General features: G+C 71.5%; 14 protein-coding genes. 8 read left to right on the top strand and 6 right to left on the bottom strand.

The genetic code is table 11. From position 1 onward, the window contains the following. Nucleotides 1-8: 8 nt before the first annotated feature. Entirely contained in the window at nucleotides 9-1022 is a 1014-nt protein-coding gene (locus ACYUD3_RS11550; RefSeq protein ID WP_470967655.1) for a hypothetical protein, read from the bottom strand. Between the two features lie 217 nt (nucleotides 1023-1239). Between ACYUD3_RS11550 and ACYUD3_RS11545 the strand changes: the two genes are divergently transcribed. The 6 genes from ACYUD3_RS11545 to ACYUD3_RS11520 are packed head-to-tail and all read left to right on the top strand — an operon-like array spanning nucleotide 1240 to nucleotide 7001. Next, nucleotides 1240-2574, top strand: coding sequence for a sugar ABC transporter substrate-binding protein (locus tag ACYUD3_RS11545; protein WP_470967652.1), 1335 nt, complete (start codon nucleotides 1240-1242; stop codon nucleotides 2572-2574). Further along, nucleotides 2571-3479, top strand: coding sequence for a carbohydrate ABC transporter permease (locus ACYUD3_RS11540; RefSeq protein WP_470967650.1), 909 nt, complete (start codon nucleotides 2571-2573; stop codon nucleotides 3477-3479). Before ACYUD3_RS11545 ends, ACYUD3_RS11540 begins: the two co-directional genes overlap by 4 nt. Continuing rightward, nucleotides 3476-4420 carry a carbohydrate ABC transporter permease gene (locus ACYUD3_RS11535; RefSeq protein WP_470967647.1) on the top strand — a complete coding sequence of 315 codons (945 nt, stop codon included), beginning with the start codon at nucleotides 3476-3478 and terminating at the stop codon, nucleotides 4418-4420. The genes ACYUD3_RS11540 and ACYUD3_RS11535 overlap by 4 nt, the downstream gene beginning before the upstream one ends. A 25-nt stretch (nucleotides 4421-4445) precedes the next feature. Further along, on the top strand, nucleotides 4446-5348 hold the full coding sequence (locus tag ACYUD3_RS11530) for a 5-dehydro-4-deoxyglucarate dehydratase (protein ID WP_470967645.1): 903 nt from the start codon (nucleotides 4446-4448) through the stop codon (nucleotides 5346-5348). Next, nucleotides 5345-6595 carry a glucarate dehydratase family protein gene (locus ACYUD3_RS11525; RefSeq protein ID WP_470967642.1) on the top strand — a complete coding sequence of 417 codons (1251 nt, stop codon included), beginning with the start codon at nucleotides 5345-5347 and terminating at the stop codon, nucleotides 6593-6595. The genes ACYUD3_RS11530 and ACYUD3_RS11525 overlap by 4 nt, the downstream gene beginning before the upstream one ends. A gap of 16 nt (nucleotides 6596-6611) precedes the next feature. Beyond that, nucleotides 6612-7001: a PPOX class F420-dependent oxidoreductase gene (locus ACYUD3_RS11520; RefSeq protein WP_470967640.1), complete on the top strand. Its 390-nt coding sequence runs from the start codon at nucleotides 6612-6614 to the stop codon at nucleotides 6999-7001. A 46-nt stretch (nucleotides 7002-7047) separates the two neighbouring features. On the opposite strand, the gene ACYUD3_RS11515 is transcribed toward ACYUD3_RS11520, so the two are convergent. Then, nucleotides 7048-9591: an alpha/beta hydrolase family protein gene (locus ACYUD3_RS11515; protein WP_470968487.1), complete on the bottom strand. Its 2544-nt coding sequence runs from the start codon at nucleotides 9589-9591 to the stop codon at nucleotides 7048-7050. 402 nt (nucleotides 9592-9993) lie between these two features. Here ACYUD3_RS11515 and ACYUD3_RS11510 point away from each other — a divergent pair, with 402 nt between their 5' ends. Further along, nucleotides 9994-11268 (top strand): Gfo/Idh/MocA family oxidoreductase, encoded by a 1275-nt coding sequence (locus tag ACYUD3_RS11510; RefSeq protein WP_470967638.1) that lies wholly within the window; start codon nucleotides 9994-9996, stop codon nucleotides 11266-11268. Between the two features lie 7 nt (nucleotides 11269-11275). On the opposite strand, the gene ACYUD3_RS11505 is transcribed toward ACYUD3_RS11510, so the two are convergent. The 3 genes from ACYUD3_RS11505 to ACYUD3_RS11495 form a co-directional block, all read right to left on the bottom strand. Then, the gene (locus tag ACYUD3_RS11505; RefSeq protein ID WP_470968485.1) at nucleotides 11276-11683 is read right to left on the bottom strand and encodes a Zn-ribbon domain-containing OB-fold protein; all 408 of its coding nucleotides are present in this window, start codon (nucleotides 11681-11683) and stop codon (nucleotides 11276-11278) included. Nucleotides 11684-11871: 188 nt separating this feature from the next. Beyond that, a complete protein-coding gene (locus tag ACYUD3_RS11500; RefSeq protein ID WP_470967636.1) occupies nucleotides 11872-12597 on the bottom strand; it encodes a TetR family transcriptional regulator in 726 nt (241 codons plus the stop codon). 71 nt (nucleotides 12598-12668) lie between these two features. Then, the gene (locus ACYUD3_RS11495) at nucleotides 12669-13517 is read right to left on the bottom strand and encodes a bifunctional methylenetetrahydrofolate dehydrogenase/methenyltetrahydrofolate cyclohydrolase (protein WP_470967633.1); all 849 of its coding nucleotides are present in this window, start codon (nucleotides 13515-13517) and stop codon (nucleotides 12669-12671) included. A gap of 226 nt (nucleotides 13518-13743) precedes the next feature. On the opposite strand from ACYUD3_RS11495, the gene ACYUD3_RS11490 reads away from it, so the two are divergent. Continuing rightward, the gene (locus ACYUD3_RS11490; protein WP_470967630.1) at nucleotides 13744-14439 is read left to right on the top strand and encodes a peptidoglycan-binding domain-containing protein; all 696 of its coding nucleotides are present in this window, start codon (nucleotides 13744-13746) and stop codon (nucleotides 14437-14439) included. Here the strand turns inward: ACYUD3_RS11490 and ACYUD3_RS11485 are convergent. Next, complete coding sequence (locus tag ACYUD3_RS11485; RefSeq protein WP_470967626.1) at nucleotides 14425-14799, bottom strand: hypothetical protein; 375 nt, start codon at nucleotides 14797-14799, stop codon at nucleotides 14425-14427. The two genes, ACYUD3_RS11490 and ACYUD3_RS11485, sit on opposite strands and share 15 nt — an antisense overlap. Between the last annotated feature and the right edge of the window lie 104 nt (nucleotides 14800-14903).

Here is a 14903-nt window from a genome sequence, read left to right as displayed (position 1 = left end):
GGGGGTGTTCAACTGGGCTGGGGTGTTCGGGGGGTTGGGGCGGTGTACGGGGGTGGCGGCTCTTGGAGCGCCGGGTCGGTGCGGGGGCGCGACGGCTCCGGGAGCGCCGGGTCGGTGCAAGGGCGCAGCGATTCCAGCAGCACCGGGTCGGTGTAAGGGCGCAGCAGCTCCAGCAGCGTCGGGTCGCCGTCGCCTTCCACCCCGGCATCGGCGATCTTCCGCGCGATCCCGGCGAGGAAGTCCGCGAGCTGGACGCGGGGGTCGTGGCGGGCCGGTGCGAGGGTCAGTTCCGTGAGGCCGATGTCCCGGTCCGCCGCCGTCGCCCGCAGCCACTCGACGCGGTCCGGGGTGAGGGCGTTCTGGCGGTCGTGGATGAGGTGCAGGGGTTCGCCGGGGGTGTGCCAGTGGGCGGCGGTGTGGAGGACGGCCGGGAAGAGGGGGTCGAGGAGGGGGATGAGGGGTGGGGGAGTCCGGGTGCGGTGGGCGACGGCTCTTTCCCGGCTGAGGCGCGCGAGAAATGCGGCGGGGGGTGTTCCGGGATACGTCCTGCGGAGAGTTTCGGTGAGGTGGAAGAAGGCGTCGACGGAATTCTGGGGGCCGTCGTCCGGACGTACGCGTATGACCCTGTTCGCGGAGACCAGGAATGCACGCCATTCCGGTGCGGTGAATGTCCGTGGCCCTTCGCCGTACAGCACGCCGGCCGCTTCCCGGTCGTCGAGCAGCAGGTCGCAGAGGTGGTCCAGGAGGAAGCGGGACTTCTCGACGAGGTGCACGTGGGCGTGGCCGTGGAGGGGGCCGCCCGGTGCGAGGAACCATTCCAGGACCGGCCGGTGCTTTTCGCGGAGGAGGTGGGTCGCTTTGTATTCCTCGGCGGGGGAGCGGATGCGGTGCCTGATCTCGTGGAGATGCGCGCCGGCGATCTCGAAGGGAAGCCGAACGCCGGCGTGCGCGAAGAAAAGGGTGTTCCCGCCGACGAGATTCTCCCCGTCGGCACCGGACTCGTCACAGGCGATATAGGGCACGGGGTTCATTTTGGCGGCGAGGCCGGATGCCGCGCACAGGTTTTCCGAGGGAGCCGGAGCTGAGTCAGGGGCGCGGGGCTGTATCGATGTGCGGCTCCGCCGCCCGGCCCCCTGGAACCCCCCTGCAATGTCTTGACATGCCCCCGAAACCCTCCGTAACTTGAGCCCTCAATTTAGATTCGTGAAGCAAGTTCATGGATGTGAACGGAGAGTGTCCATGGTGGATCGCCGACGAAGTCGACGCCTGGTCGCCGGCCTCGGCTCAGCGGCACTGCTGTTCGGCGTGGCCGCCTGCGGCGGCGACTCCGGCAGCGCGCGCGGCGGGGACCCGAACACCCTGGAGGTCTGGACCCGCAGCGACCCCGAATCGGCGCTCACCTACAACAGGGTCTTCGCCGCGTTCACGAAGAAGACCGGCATCAAGGTCGACCACCAGCCGGTCGTCACCTTCGACCAGCAGCTCCAGGCCCGCGCGTCCACCAAGGACCTCCCGGACGTGATGATCAACGACACGGCGCTGATGGGCAGTTACCAGAGCCAGGGCCTGCTGAAGCGGATCGACCCGGCGACGATCGCGGGGGCGGACCAGATCGACGCGAAGACCTGGGCCACCACCGTCGGCCTCGACGGCAAGCACTACGGCATCCCCTACTCCCGCCAGGCCTTCACCCTCTTCATCCGCAAGGACTGGCGCGAGAAACTCGGCCTCCCCCAGCCGAAGACCTGGTCCGACCTGCTGACCCTCGCGAAGGCGTTCGCGAGCCGCGACCCCGACGGGAACGGCAAGAAGGACACGTACGGGATGGTCGTCCCCGCCAGCGCCCAGCGCGGGTACGTCGCCTGGTGGAGCGCGAGCTTCCTCTGGCAGGCCGGCGCCCGGATCATCGAGCCGACCAAGGGCGGCGGCTACCAGCCGGTCATGGACTCCGACGCCGCCGTCGACGCCGTCACCTGGCTGAAGAAGAACCTGTTCTGCGGCAAGGACAAGAACGTCGTCCAGCCCGGCGCGATCACCGCGATCACCGGCAACGCCTCCAACTTCCAGGACGGCAACGCCGGCATGTACCTCACCGGCCCCTACAACATCGCCACCTTCGACAAGGCGCTCGGCAAGGACAAGTACGAGGTCGTCCAGGCCCCGGCGGGCCCCGCCGGAAACAGCGACGTCCTAGCCGACGGCGAGAACGTCTACTTCGGCGCCAAGACCGGCAAGGACAAGCAGGAACAGGCCCTCGCCGCGTTCCTGATCTCCCCGCAGGGCCAGACGCTCGCCATGACCGGCGACCACCAGCCCGTCGTACGCATCCCCGTCAACAGCACCCTCGACGCCGCGAAAGTGCGCAGCGACCCGCGCTGGGACGTTGTGCAGAAGGCTTATCGGACCGCCTCGGTGCAGTTTCCGAACGCGCTGGACTGGGCGCCGTTCCGGCAGGACACCGCCGACGCGCTGAACTCGGTCTTCACCTACTGCGGCAGTGACGTGCGCTCCGCGCTGAAGGAACTCAACGACACCCTCGCCGGTGACCTCAAGGACCAGGACCTGCTGAAATGACCGCGACCACGCCGGCCCCCGCGCACCGCGCCCGGATGTCGATCAAGAGAAGCGCCCTGCCCTGGCTGTTTCTCGCGCCCGGACTGCTCCTCGCCCTCCTCTTCAAGTTCTGGCCCATGGCCAAGGGCATCTGGCTCAGCTTCTTCAAGGTCCGCCCGTTCCTCGGGGACCAGTGGGCCGGCGTCGACAACTACACCCGCGTCCTGGGCGACCACCGCTTCCAGGACGCCGTGGGCCACACCCTCCTCCTCGGCATAGGCCAGTCCCTCGGCGGCATCCTCGTCGGCTTCGTCCTCGCCCTGCTCCTCGAAGGCCAGACCCGCTCGCTGAAGGTCATCCGCACGGCCGTCTTCCTGCCGGTCGTCACCGCGACCGCCGTCGTCGGTGAGCTGTGGCGGCTGATGTACTACCCGACCTCCGGCGGCCTCATCAACAACGCCCTCGGCTTCCTCGGCATCGGCCCCACCCAGTTCCTCGACAACCCCGGCACCGCCCTGTGGTCCACGATGGCCATGGCCGTCTGGATGAGCGCCCCCTACAACATGGTGATCATCCTCGCCGGCCTCGCGGGCGTCGACCGCTCCCTGTACGAGGCCGCCGCCATGGACGGCGTCTCCCTGACGCAGCGGCTGCGGCACATCACGCTCCCCGCGATCCGCCCCGCCATCGGCATCGTCCTCACCCTCGCCGCCATCCGCGGCCTGCGCGTCTTCACCGAGGTGTACGTCCTGACCGGCGGCGGTCCGGCCGGCTCCACCGAGGTCTGGATGACCCGCGCCTACACGCTCGGCTTCGAACGCAACGACATCGGCGGCGCCTCGGCGGCCTCCGTGGTGCTGCTGTGCGTGACGCTCCTGCTGACCGTGACGGTCAACCACTTCCGCAAGAGGGGAGACGTCCGATGAGCGCGCCCGCCATCGACCCCGTCCGCACACCGAAGGCGTCCGCCACCGGGCGAAAGTCCCCGGCGACGAGAAACACCACCCCCGCCCGCTTCGACACCGCCCTCGGCTGGAGCGACCGCCCCGGACTCGCCTGGGCCCTGCGCATCCTCCTGTGCGCCCTCGCCCTCGCCGTCTTCGCCGTCCCCTTCCTGACGATCTTCGCCGGCGCCTTCACCACCGATCCCAGCGGCTCCGCCCTCTACTTCCTGCCGCACCACCCGACCCTGCTCAACTTCAAGGTGGCCGGCGAGCGCGGCATCTGGGACTACTTCACCAACTCCCTCGTCATCGCGGGCGGCGCCCTCCTGCTCCAGCTCGCCGTCTCGGTGCTCGCCGCCTACGCCCTCGCCCGCCACCGGTTCCGCGGCCAGGCCCTCGTCCTCACCCTGTTCATGCTGACGATGATGCTGCCCGAGGAGGTCATCGCGATCCCCCTCTCCCTGGTCCTCGGCCATGTCCCCGTCGTCGGCGTCGACCTCAAGGGCACCACCTGGGGCGTCATCCTGCCGCTCGGCGTCTGGGGCTTCTCCGTCATGCTCCTCACCGAGTTCATGAAGGACATCCCCACCGAGATCGAGGAAGCGGCCCGGCTCGACGGCGTCGGCGAGTTCCGTATGCTCTGGCAGGTCGTCCTGCCGCTGTGCAAGCCCGCCCTCGGCGTCGCCGGCGTCCTCGGCTTCGTGATGATCTGGGACCAGTACCTGCTGCCCCTCATCGCCTCCAAGGACCCCACGGACTACACGGTCACCGTCGCCCTGTCGATCCTGCGCACCGACCCCGAGGTCGGCTCCGGGGTCCTGCTCGCCGGCGCCGTCATCGCCCTCGTCCCCAGCCTCATCGTCTACCTGCTCCTCCAGCGCTCGCTGGTCACCGGCATCGCCGCCGGCGCCACCAAGGGCTGACCCCCCACGGCCGTAGAGAGAAGACATGAAGTTCCAAGGAGTGCTGTTCTTCCCCGTCACCCCGTTCGGCCAGGACGGGCGGCTGGACGAGGAGTTGCTCGCCCGGCACATCGAGAACGGGGTGACGGCGGGCGCGGGCGGGGTCTTCGTCGCCTGCGGGACCGGCGAGTTCCACGCCCTCACCCCGGAAGAGGTCGAGCAGGCCACCGAGGCCGCCGTCAAGGTCACCGCCGGGCGCGTCCCGGTCCTCGCCGCCGCCGGCGGGCCCGTCCCGGTCGCCCGCGACCACGCCGTACGCGCCGCCCGCGCCGGCGCCGACGGGATCCTCCTGCTGCCGCCCTACCTGGTCACCGCCCCGCAGCAGGGGCTCGTGCGGTACGCCGAGGAGGTCACCGCCGCCACCGGACTGCCGGTGATCTTCTACCAGCGCGGCACCGCCCGCCTCACCGAGGACACCGCCGCCGCGATCGCCGCCCTGCCCAGGGTCGCCGGACTCAAGGACGGCCTCGGCGACCTGGAACGGCTGCACCGCATCGTGCGCCGAATCCACGCCACACGGCCGGAGTTCCAGTTCTTCAACGGGCTGCCCACCGCCGAGATGACCGCCCCCGCCTACCAGGGCATCGGCGTGGACCTCTACTCCTCCGCCGTCTTCGCCTTCGCCCCCGAGATCGCCCTCGCCTTCCACCGCGCCCTCGCCGCAGGGGACACGGCCCTGGTGGGCACGCTCCTCGACGAGTTCTACGCCCCCCTCGTCGCCCTGCGCGACGAGGTCCCCGGATACGCCGTCGCCCTCGTCAAGGCCGGCGTCCGGCTGCGCGGACTCGACGTCGGCGGCGTCCGCGCCCCCCTCGTCGACCCCACCCCGGACCACCTCGCCCGGCTGGAAGAACTGCTCGCCCACGGACTGGAGACCGTCGCCGCATGAGCGCCACCCGCATCCGCGAACTCGTCGTCACCCCGATCGCCTTCGCCGACCCGCCGCTGCTCAACTCCAACGGCTGCCACGAACCCCTCGCCCTGCGCGTCATCCTCCAACTCGTCCTGGAGGACGGCACGGTGGGCCTCGGCGAGTCCCCCGGCGGCGCGGTCCGCCTGGAACGACTTGAGCTCGCCGCGAAGACGGTCGTAGGCATGGACGTCTTCGACACGACGGCGATCGGCGCGGCCGTCGATACGGCGCTGCTGCCGTCGGTGCCCTCCGCGCACGAGCGCGGCTGGACGCACTCCGCCGTCGAGGTCGCCTGCCTCGACGCCCAGGGCAAGCTGCTCGGCCGCCCGGTCAGCGATCTGCTCGGCGGCAAGGTCCGCGACTCCGTGCCGTTCGCCGCGTACCTCTTCTACAAGTGGGCCGAACACCCCGAGCTGGACGGCCGCCCGGCGATCACCGACGACTGGGGCGCCGCCCTCGACCCCGCCGGAGTCGTCGCACAGGCGCGGCTGATGCAGGAGCGGTACGGGTTCAAGTCGTTCAAGCTCAAGGGCGGCGTCTTCCCGCCCGACGAGGAGATCGCCGCGATCCGCGCCCTCGCCGAGGCGTTCCCCGGACAGCCGCTGCGGCTCGACCCCAACATCGCCTGGACCGTGGAGACTTCGAAGTACGTCGCCGAACAACTCGACGGCGTCCTGGAGTACTTGGAGGACCCGACCCGGGGCATCGAGGGCATGGCCGAGGTCGCGAAGGCCGCGTCGATGCCGCTCGCCACCAACATGTGCGTGATCGCCTGGGAACACCTCAGGCCCGCGCTCGAACAGAACGCCATCCAGGTCCTGCTGACGGACCATCACTACTGGGGCGGACTGCGCCGCACCCGTGAACTCGCCGCCGTCTGCGAGGCGTTCGGGATCGCGCTGTCCATGCACTCCAACTCCCACCTCGGCATCAGCCTCGCCGCCATGACCCACGTGGCCGCCGCGATCCCCAACCTCGACCACTCCTGCGACACCCACTACCCGTGGAACAGCGGCGACGAGATCATCGCCGGCGGCCCCCTGAAGATCGAGGACGGCGAGATCAAGGTCCCGACCGGACCGGGACTCGGCGTCGAACTGGACCCCGACGCCCTGGAGCGTGCGCACCGCCGCTACCTCGACGCCGGGATGCCCGGCCGCGACGACACCGGGTACATGCGGCGCTTCCAGCCGGAGTACGAACTGAAGCTGCCCCGGTGGTGATGCTTAGACTGCGGCCATGGAAGACAAGCCGCTCGACGCCCTGGCCGCGGGCAAATACCTGCTGATCACCAGCTACCGCAAGAACGGAACCGCCGTCGCCACCCCCGTCTGGGCGGTGCGCGACGGCGACGTCCTCGGCGTATGGACGGTCGCCGACTCCTGGAAGGTCAAGCGCATCCGCGCCCGCCCCGGCATCCTCGCCGGCCCCTGCGACGTACGCGGCAACCCCACGGGCGCGCAGCTGCCGGCCACCGCGGAGCTCTGCGACCCGGAGACCACCGAGCGCTACCGCAAGCTGATCGCCCGCAAATACGGCATCCTCGGCCGCCTCACCCTGCTCGGCAGCAGGCTGCGCCGGGGCAGCGGCGGAACGGTCGGCATCAAGGTGACCCTGACGGGGGAATGAGGAACGGGGGGTACGAGAACCCGTACCCCCCGCTTTCTTCACAGCCCTACGAGGGGTCCGTCACCGTCCCCACCACCGGCTTCCCCGGCAGCGGCTTCCCCATCTCGTCGGTCAGCTGGAGCCACACCGAACGGACCGGCTCGGCGACGTCGTCGCGGACGGTGGGAATCTCGACGTCGACCGTGGTCTTCCCGGCGGGGATCCCCCACCACATCCACAGCTCCGCCTGGGACAACGGGCGCTCCGGATCGGGCGAGGCGCCCGAGTTGTCGGCCAGCCACTGCGGCGTGACGTCCTTCGTCGACAGCTCGGCGCCCCCGGTGACCGGCGCGAACCGGGCCGACTGCCAGAGATCGACGTCGGCCGGCTCGGCGAGCGTGAGCCGCCAGCGCAGGGTCTCGCCCTCGGTCACCTTGTCGGCGACGGGCACGAGGGACATGGCGGGCCGCGGATCGTCGTTCAGCGCGGTCACCCCGCCCCGGTGCGCGCCGACGACCGCGCCGCGCACGGCCTTGACGACGATGTCGTACCGCATGTCGTACCCGAACCGGGTGTCGCCCTTCACCTCGACCGGCACGTCGATGCTGTTCGCGCCCGGCCGGACGCCGACCAGCTTGTCCTTGGCCTTGCCGGTCGCCGGGTCGATGACGTAGTAGCGGACCTGGCCGCTGCCCTTGCCGGAGACGGTGACCGGGACGTGGTAGGTGCGCACGCCGGAGTCGCCCTCCTTGACGGTCAGGCGGCCGACGTCCACGCGCGCCAGGGGCGACGAGGAGACCGCCGGGGTGCCAGGACGCCAGCCCCAGGCGTCGACCAGCCACGCCTTGCCGGTGGCCGAACGCGGCGTCAGCTCAAGGGACTTGACCTTCTTCACGTCGAAGCCCGCCTTCAGCGGGACGCGGACCTCGCGCGCCCAGGCGGAGGTGGTGCGGTCGGAGCCGGGCAGGCCGTCGACACTGACCTGGCCGAGCTTCGCGCGCTTCCCGGCCGCGTCGACGACGGCCACGTCCAGCTTGGTGCCCCGGGAGTTCGGCGGCACGAACACCCGCAGCGCGAGCGACTGCGCACCGGCCAGCGACAGCGGCTGCGCGGAACTGATCCGCGCGACCGTGCCCGGCTTCTTCCAGTCGAGGGCGACCGCGCGGCGGCCGGTCTCGAAGTCGGTGTCCCACCGCGCGAAGTGCGGCGAGAAGCCTTCCGTGCGGCAGGACTTGGCCTCGTTGTCGTTCACCGCGTCGCACAGCCGCGCGCCGGTGACCGTGACCGGCCCGTCGGGCAGGAAGCCGCCGGTGCGGTTCGCGCCCACGGCGTGCGTGAGGACCTGCGCCGGCCCCGCGGACGGCATCCGCGTGCCCGAACCGTCCAGCAGCGGACGGACCTTGTCGTCACCGGCGACGAACAGCCGTGCGGCGGCGGCGATATAGGCCGCGCCCGCCTGATGCTGCTGCCCCGCCGTCAGCCGGGTCGCCGTGCCCGGCGAGCAGACCGGGTCGCGGGCCTCGGGGACGTCGTAGAAGTCGTCCGCGGACGGGGCCTGCGAACTGCCGGGCGTCCACTCCGAGTTGAAGTAGTTGTGGTTCGCGCCGACCACGTACAGCGAGCTGTGCAGAGCGCTGCCCTTGCTGATCGCGCGGGTGCCGTCGGTGTAGACCTCGCCCTGGAGATCGGAGACGTCGCCGTCACAGCCCGGGAGGATCGTCACCGACGGCACGTCCGCGACCGGGTTCTGGCCGAAGATGGTCGGCCCGATCAGGACATTGCCGCTGATGCGCCAGCGCACCTTGCCCGGCGCCCCGTCCTGCTTCGCGGGCGGCGGGTAAAGGCTGTCCATGGCGGCCCGGTTGACCCCCTCACCACCGCGCGAGTGCCCGACGAGGAGCACCTTCGAGAGGTCCGCCGCAGGTGCCTTGCGGACGGCGGCGGGGGCGGAGGAGGGCTTCGCCGCCCAGTCGGCCCAGCGGGCCAGGTGCCGGCGCACCAGCGAGGAGCGGGCCTGCGCGCCGGCGTCCTCGATCTCCGCGTCCTGGCCGTTGATGCCGTTCGCGGAGATCGAGACGGTCACATAGCCCTGGGACGCGAGGAGTTGCTGGTCCTTGAGGTAGCCCTGGTAGCTGGGGATCTGCCGGAAGCCGGACCGGCAGGGCCAGTCGCCGCTCACCCGGTCGGTGCCGGGCTTGTAGCAGGTCGAGTGGCGGCCGTGCAGGAAGAGGGCGACCGGGCGCTTGCCGGTGGCGTTCGCGGGGGCGACGACCAGGCCCTTCATCTCCACCGGGACCTTGAAGCCGGGGAGTTTCACCGAGGCGAGGGAGTACTCGCCGGTGGTGGTGCGGTACGGGCCCGGCTTGCCGGGGTCGACCGGATTGGCGGGCTGGGCGGCGGGGGCGCTCGGCACGGCCTGGGGCGCTATCTGCCGGTGCTGCGGCGCCGCGTCCAACCGGCGTCCGCCCGCCTGGACTTCGAGGCCCGCGAGATCGCCGGTCAGGCCGGTGGCCTCGGTCAGCGGCAGCCGGAAGGTGCGGCCGTCGCGCGCGGCCTGCGGGACGCCCACGAGACGGCCGTCGGCGTGGAACTCCACGCGCGCGTCGCCCATGGGGACCGGGCGCGGCGCGCGCCACAGAAGATCTTGGCCGGAAATCCGCCAGCCGGGCGGCAGTTGGCCGGCCGCGTCCGGGCCCGCCGCGTTCGGTCCTGCCGCCTCAGGGGTGGCCGCCGACGGTAGCGGCCGGGCTTGGGCGAGCCCCGGTGAACCCGCCAGGACCGCGAGCGCGGCCACGGCGGTGACACCTATTCGCCGGGATGGGGACAAGAGGGTTCCTCCTCGCACGGGAAACACGGGGGTACGGGCGGCCCTTCGGTCCCGGGCGCCACGCACATCCCAAGAGATGCAAAAGAACGCCCTATGAGTTGCTTGTGTGTTCGAAGTTCTGAACTCCGAGCGAAAAGATCAAGCCAACGCGCGTGCGCCGCGCCCCGCGCGGAAAGGCCCCTCACCATGAGCCGAACTCCCGTACTGCGCGCGGCCGTCGTGGGCACCGGACACCGCGCCCGCACCTTCACGGCCGACCTCGCCGCCCGCCCCGGCCACGAGGTCGCCGCCCTCTGCGACCCCAGCCCGACCCGCATGGCCGTCCACAACCGCCTGCTCACCGCCTGCGGCGCGCCCGCCGCGAGCGTCTGGGAACCGGACCGCTTCACCGAACTCCTCGGCAAGGAGGGCATCGACGAGGTCGTCGTCACCACCGTCGACGCCGAGCACGACCGCTACATCGTCCCCGCGCTGAAGGCGGGCTGCCGGGTGGTCACCGAGAAGCCCATGACCGTCGACGCCGAGCGCTGCGCCCGCATCCTCGACACCATCCGCGAGAGCGGCAACTCCCTGACGGTCGCCTTCAATTACCGGTTCAACCCCGTCCACGAGAAGGTCCGCGCCCTGCTCGCCTCGGGCGCCGTCGGCGAAGTCCTCTCCGTCCACTTCGAATGGCTCCTCGACGTCCGCCACGGCGCCGACTACTTCCGCCGCTGGCACCGCGAGAAGGCCAACAGCGGCGGCCTGATGGTCCACAAGGCGAGCCACCACTTCGACCTCGTCAACTGGTGGCTCGCCGACACCCCCGAGGAGGTCTTCGCCTACGGCCGCCTCGGCTTCTACGGCCCCGAGGCGGGCGCCCGCCACGGCCTCGCCCGCCCCTACGAGCGCGCCCACGGCGCCGATGCGGCGGCCGGCGACCCCTTCGCCCTCGACCTCGCCGCCGACCCGGACCTGCGCGCGCTCTACCTGGACGCCGAGGCGGACGACGGCTACCACCGCGACCGCAACGTCTTCGGCGGCCCCGTCACCATCGAGGACGACCTGTCCGTCCTCGTCCGCTACACCAAGGGCGCGACGATGACGTACCACCTCACCGCGTACTCCCCCTGGGAGGGCTACCGGGTGATGGTCAACGGCAGTTCGGGGCGGCTGGAGCTGGAGGTCACCGAGAACTCCTGGGCCCCGGCGCCGGGCAGCGGACGCCGGGCCGAGAGCCGAGTCCGGCTGACCGTACGGCCGTTGTGGGAGCCGCCGGCCGAAGTGCCGCTGGACTTCGACCACGCGCCGCACGGGGGCGGGGACCGGCGGATGCTGGACGCGCTGTTCGGGGCGGGGGAGGGGGCTGTCGCAACCGAGCGGGACGGCGGGTTCGCGCTCGCCGTGGGGCTCGCGGCGAACCGCTGCTTCGGAAGCGGACTCCCGGTCCGCACAAGGGAGTTGCTGCCCGGCCTGTTCTGAGAGCCGCTCAGGTCCAGGCCCGGTACGGCTCGTCGAGCAGCTGGAAGACCGGCTCGCCCCGCACCGGGTCCTGGGCGGCGGACAGCCGCACCCGGTCCCCGCTGTGCACCCCGATCGGCGGTCCCATGACCCGGCCCCGGACCACGAACCCCTCGGCCATCTCGATCATCGAGACATTGCGCGCGCCCGGGGTGCCCCGGTGCAGGACCGTCGAGTGCCGGACCGTGCCGACGCCCTCGCTGCGCTCGGTGCTCAGCTCGCTGCCCCGGCAGACCGGGCACAGCAGCCGCTGGTACATCGTGGTGCCGCACCAGGTGCAGCGCTGGTAGTGCATCGTCTCGGAGGTCTCGGCCCGGCGCTCCAGGACGCCCGCCGCGCCGGACGCCCGCTGCGTCGCGTTCGAGTGGTGGTACACGCTGGTCAACTCCCTGCATACGCCCGGCAGATCAGCCATGCGCGGTACGCGGGTGCGACCGTGCACGGAGCCAGGCTATGGCACTCAGTGTCAGTCGTAAAGGCACTGCGTACCCTTAACTCGGGAAGCAGGGGGTCGTGCTGGGAAGCAGGGGGTCGCCGGGGCGGCAAGGGGTCGCTAGGGGGGGGTCAGCGCCCCAGCGCCGTCTCGACCTCCTGCACGACCCGCCACAGCGGCGCGTCCCGCCGGGCCACGACCACGACGACGTCCCCGTCCGCAGGGGCGCTCGCGGGGGCGGCGAGGCCGTACGTGCGCTGGACGTACTCCAGCGCGTGGTCGACCAGCGCGTGCGCGTCCCCCGCGCCGCCCGAACGCAGCCAGGAGCGCAGCGCGTTGTTGTGGGCGGCGACCACGGCGGCGGCGATGACCTCGGCCCGCAGCTGTCCGTCGGAACCGGTGAGCCGGCCGCGCAGATATCCGGCGAGCGCGCGTTCGTAGCGCCACACCACCGACAGCTCGTACGCCCGAAGTCCGGGGACCCGCTTGGTGAGTTGGTAGCGCTGCACGGAGAAGGCGGGGTTCTCGGTGTACATCCGCAGGATGACCCGGACCGCGTCGCACACCCGCGCCACGGGGTCGGGCCCGCTCTCACCGGCGGCGAGGAACGCCGTCAGCCCGGTGAGACCGCTCTCGTGGTCGGGGAAGACCACGTCCTCCTTGGAGGGGAAGTAGCGGAAGAACGAGCGGCGGCCGACCCCGGCGAGGGTGACGATGTCGTCGACCGTGGTCTGCTCGTAGCCGCGCTCCAGGAACAGCTGGAAGGCCGCCGTCACCAGCGCGTCCCGCATGGACGGCTTCGCGGGCGCCGTGCCCGCCGGCGCTCCGCCCGCCGGTGTCACGCTCTCCGGTCTCATGCCGGGGAACGTAGCACGGGATGGCACTCAGTTCCCTGACGGGGCGTACCGAGTGCCATCCCGCGAAGACGTCAGAACCGCTCGGCCGCTTCGACCACGTTCGTCAGCAGCATCGCCCGCGTCATCGGACCCACCCCGCCGACCGGCGGCGCGAAGGAACCGGCGACATCGGTGACGTCCGGGTGCACATCGCCCAGGATGCCCTCGACCGTGCGGGTCAGGCCGACGGACAGGACGGTCGCGCCGGGCTTGACCCAGTCCGGGGTGACGAGGTGCGCGACACCGGCGGCGGCGACGACGACGTCCGCGACCCGGGCGTGCGCCGCGACGTCCTGCGTCGCCTCGTGGCACAGCGTCACCGTGGCGTGCTCGGTGGAGCGGGTCAGCATCAGGCCCAGCGGGCGGCCCACGGTGATCCCGCAGCCGATCACGCAGAACTGCTGGCCGGTGATCGCCACGTCGTGGCGGCGCAGCAGGTCGATGATGCCGCGCGGGGTGCAGGGCAGCGGGCCCGGGATGCCGAGGACCAGCCGGCCGAGGTTGGTGGGGTGCAGGCCGTCGGCGTCCTTGGCGGGGTCGATCAGCTCCAGCACCGCGTGGGTGTCGATGTGCGCGGGCAGCGGCAGCTGCACGATGAAGCCCGTGCACGCCGGGTCCTGGTTGAGCCGCAGGACGGCCGCCTCGACGTCCGCCTGGGAGGCGTTGGCGGGCAGCTCGACCTTGAGCGAGGCGATGCCGACCTGCGCGCAGTCGCGGTGCTTGCCGCCGACGTAGGAGCGGCTGCCGGGGTCGTCGCCGACGAGGATCGTGCCGAGCCCGGGGGTGATCCCGCGCTCCTTGAGGGCCTGCACGCGCAGGGCCAGCTCACGCTTGATGTCGGCCGCAGCGGCCTTGCCGTCGAGAAGTGTCGCGGTGGTCACGGGAGTGCTGCCCTTCAGGCGAGACGTCGTACAGCGGGAACCGGCGGACGTCCTCGGCCCCCTCGTGCCATCGTACGACGATCCGGCCCGCGACCCGGCCTCGGACCGCTTCCTGGACAGGGCACCCGCGCGGGGCTCTCGTAGGAAAAAACGAACCGCCGTGAACTCGGTCACCCCCGCGCGCGTATCCATCCCCGGGGATACGAGAGAGGGAGGGAGAGCCGCCGTGCCGACACCGGAGGCCAGTGGGGAGCCGTTCGAGCGGGAGGTCCTGGAGCCCATCGTGGTCCTCAGACCGCGCCGCACCGACGCCCTCGCGGACCTGTTCCGCGAACTGACGGAACTGAGCGACACCCAGGGCCAGGACGACAAGACCCGCACGTACGAGGCGGTGGACCTGACCCCGCCGCCCGTACAGGAAGACGACACCCAGTACATCCCCCCGCTCCCGCCGAACCCCCCGAAGCCGGCCCCGAAACCGGCCAGGAAGCCGGCCCCGGTCCGCGCGTCCGGCCAGGGCCTGCGCAGGGCCGCCGCGCTCGCCGCCGTCTGCGCGGCGGCCGTGATGGGCTTCGCCGCCGCCCTCCTGCTCCCCGGCAAGGAGAGCGACGCGGCGGTCCAGATCCCCGTGACCACCCCCTCGGTCACGGCGGACCCCACCCCGTCCGCCCCGCAGGCGGCCCCCGACCCCGACGGCGAGGGCACCTTGCGCGAGGGCGACAGCGGCCCCGAGGTGGTCGACCTCCAGCAGCGGCTGCGGAAGATCCCCAACGTCTACGACCACGGCTCCACCGCCGGCACCTACGACGCCACCCTCAAGGAGGCCGTGGCCCGCTTCCAGCTCTGGTACGGGATCAGGGGCGACGAGAACGGCGTGTACGGCGACGACACCAGAAAGGACCTGGAGTCACGCACCTCGTGACTGGGCCAGCAGCGCCTCGGTGACCGCCCGCACCCCGCGCGCGATGTGCTGGAGCTGGGCGAGTTCGGCCGCGTACATCTTGATCGTGTGCTCGATCGCCGACTCGTGCAGCCCCAGCGCGGGCAGGTCCGCGCGCGCCGTCTGGAGCGCCGTGCGCGCCACCCGCACCTCCTGCTGGACCTGGAGGTGCGCGTGCCGGGCCAGCAGCACGGGGTGGCGCTGCATCGCCGGGTAGCTCGCGTACCGCGCGGGCACCAGCTCGCGCAGCCATCTGACGGCCGAGCGCTCCCAGTCGTAGCTGCCGGGGGTCTTGACGTGGCGGGGCCAGTCGGGGCTGAGGCGCGTCGTCGTGAGAGTCATGAGCGTGGCCTTCGATCGTGCGGCAGTGCGACCGTGAGCAGTATTTATATATGCCGTCACCTTTGCAAGGCGTATGAAAACATTCACGGAAGACTCGCACCACC

The sequence above is a fragment of the Streptomyces sp. AMJ-169 genome (genome assembly GCF_055597585.1).
This window is presented reverse-complemented; position numbering and strand designations above follow the sequence as displayed.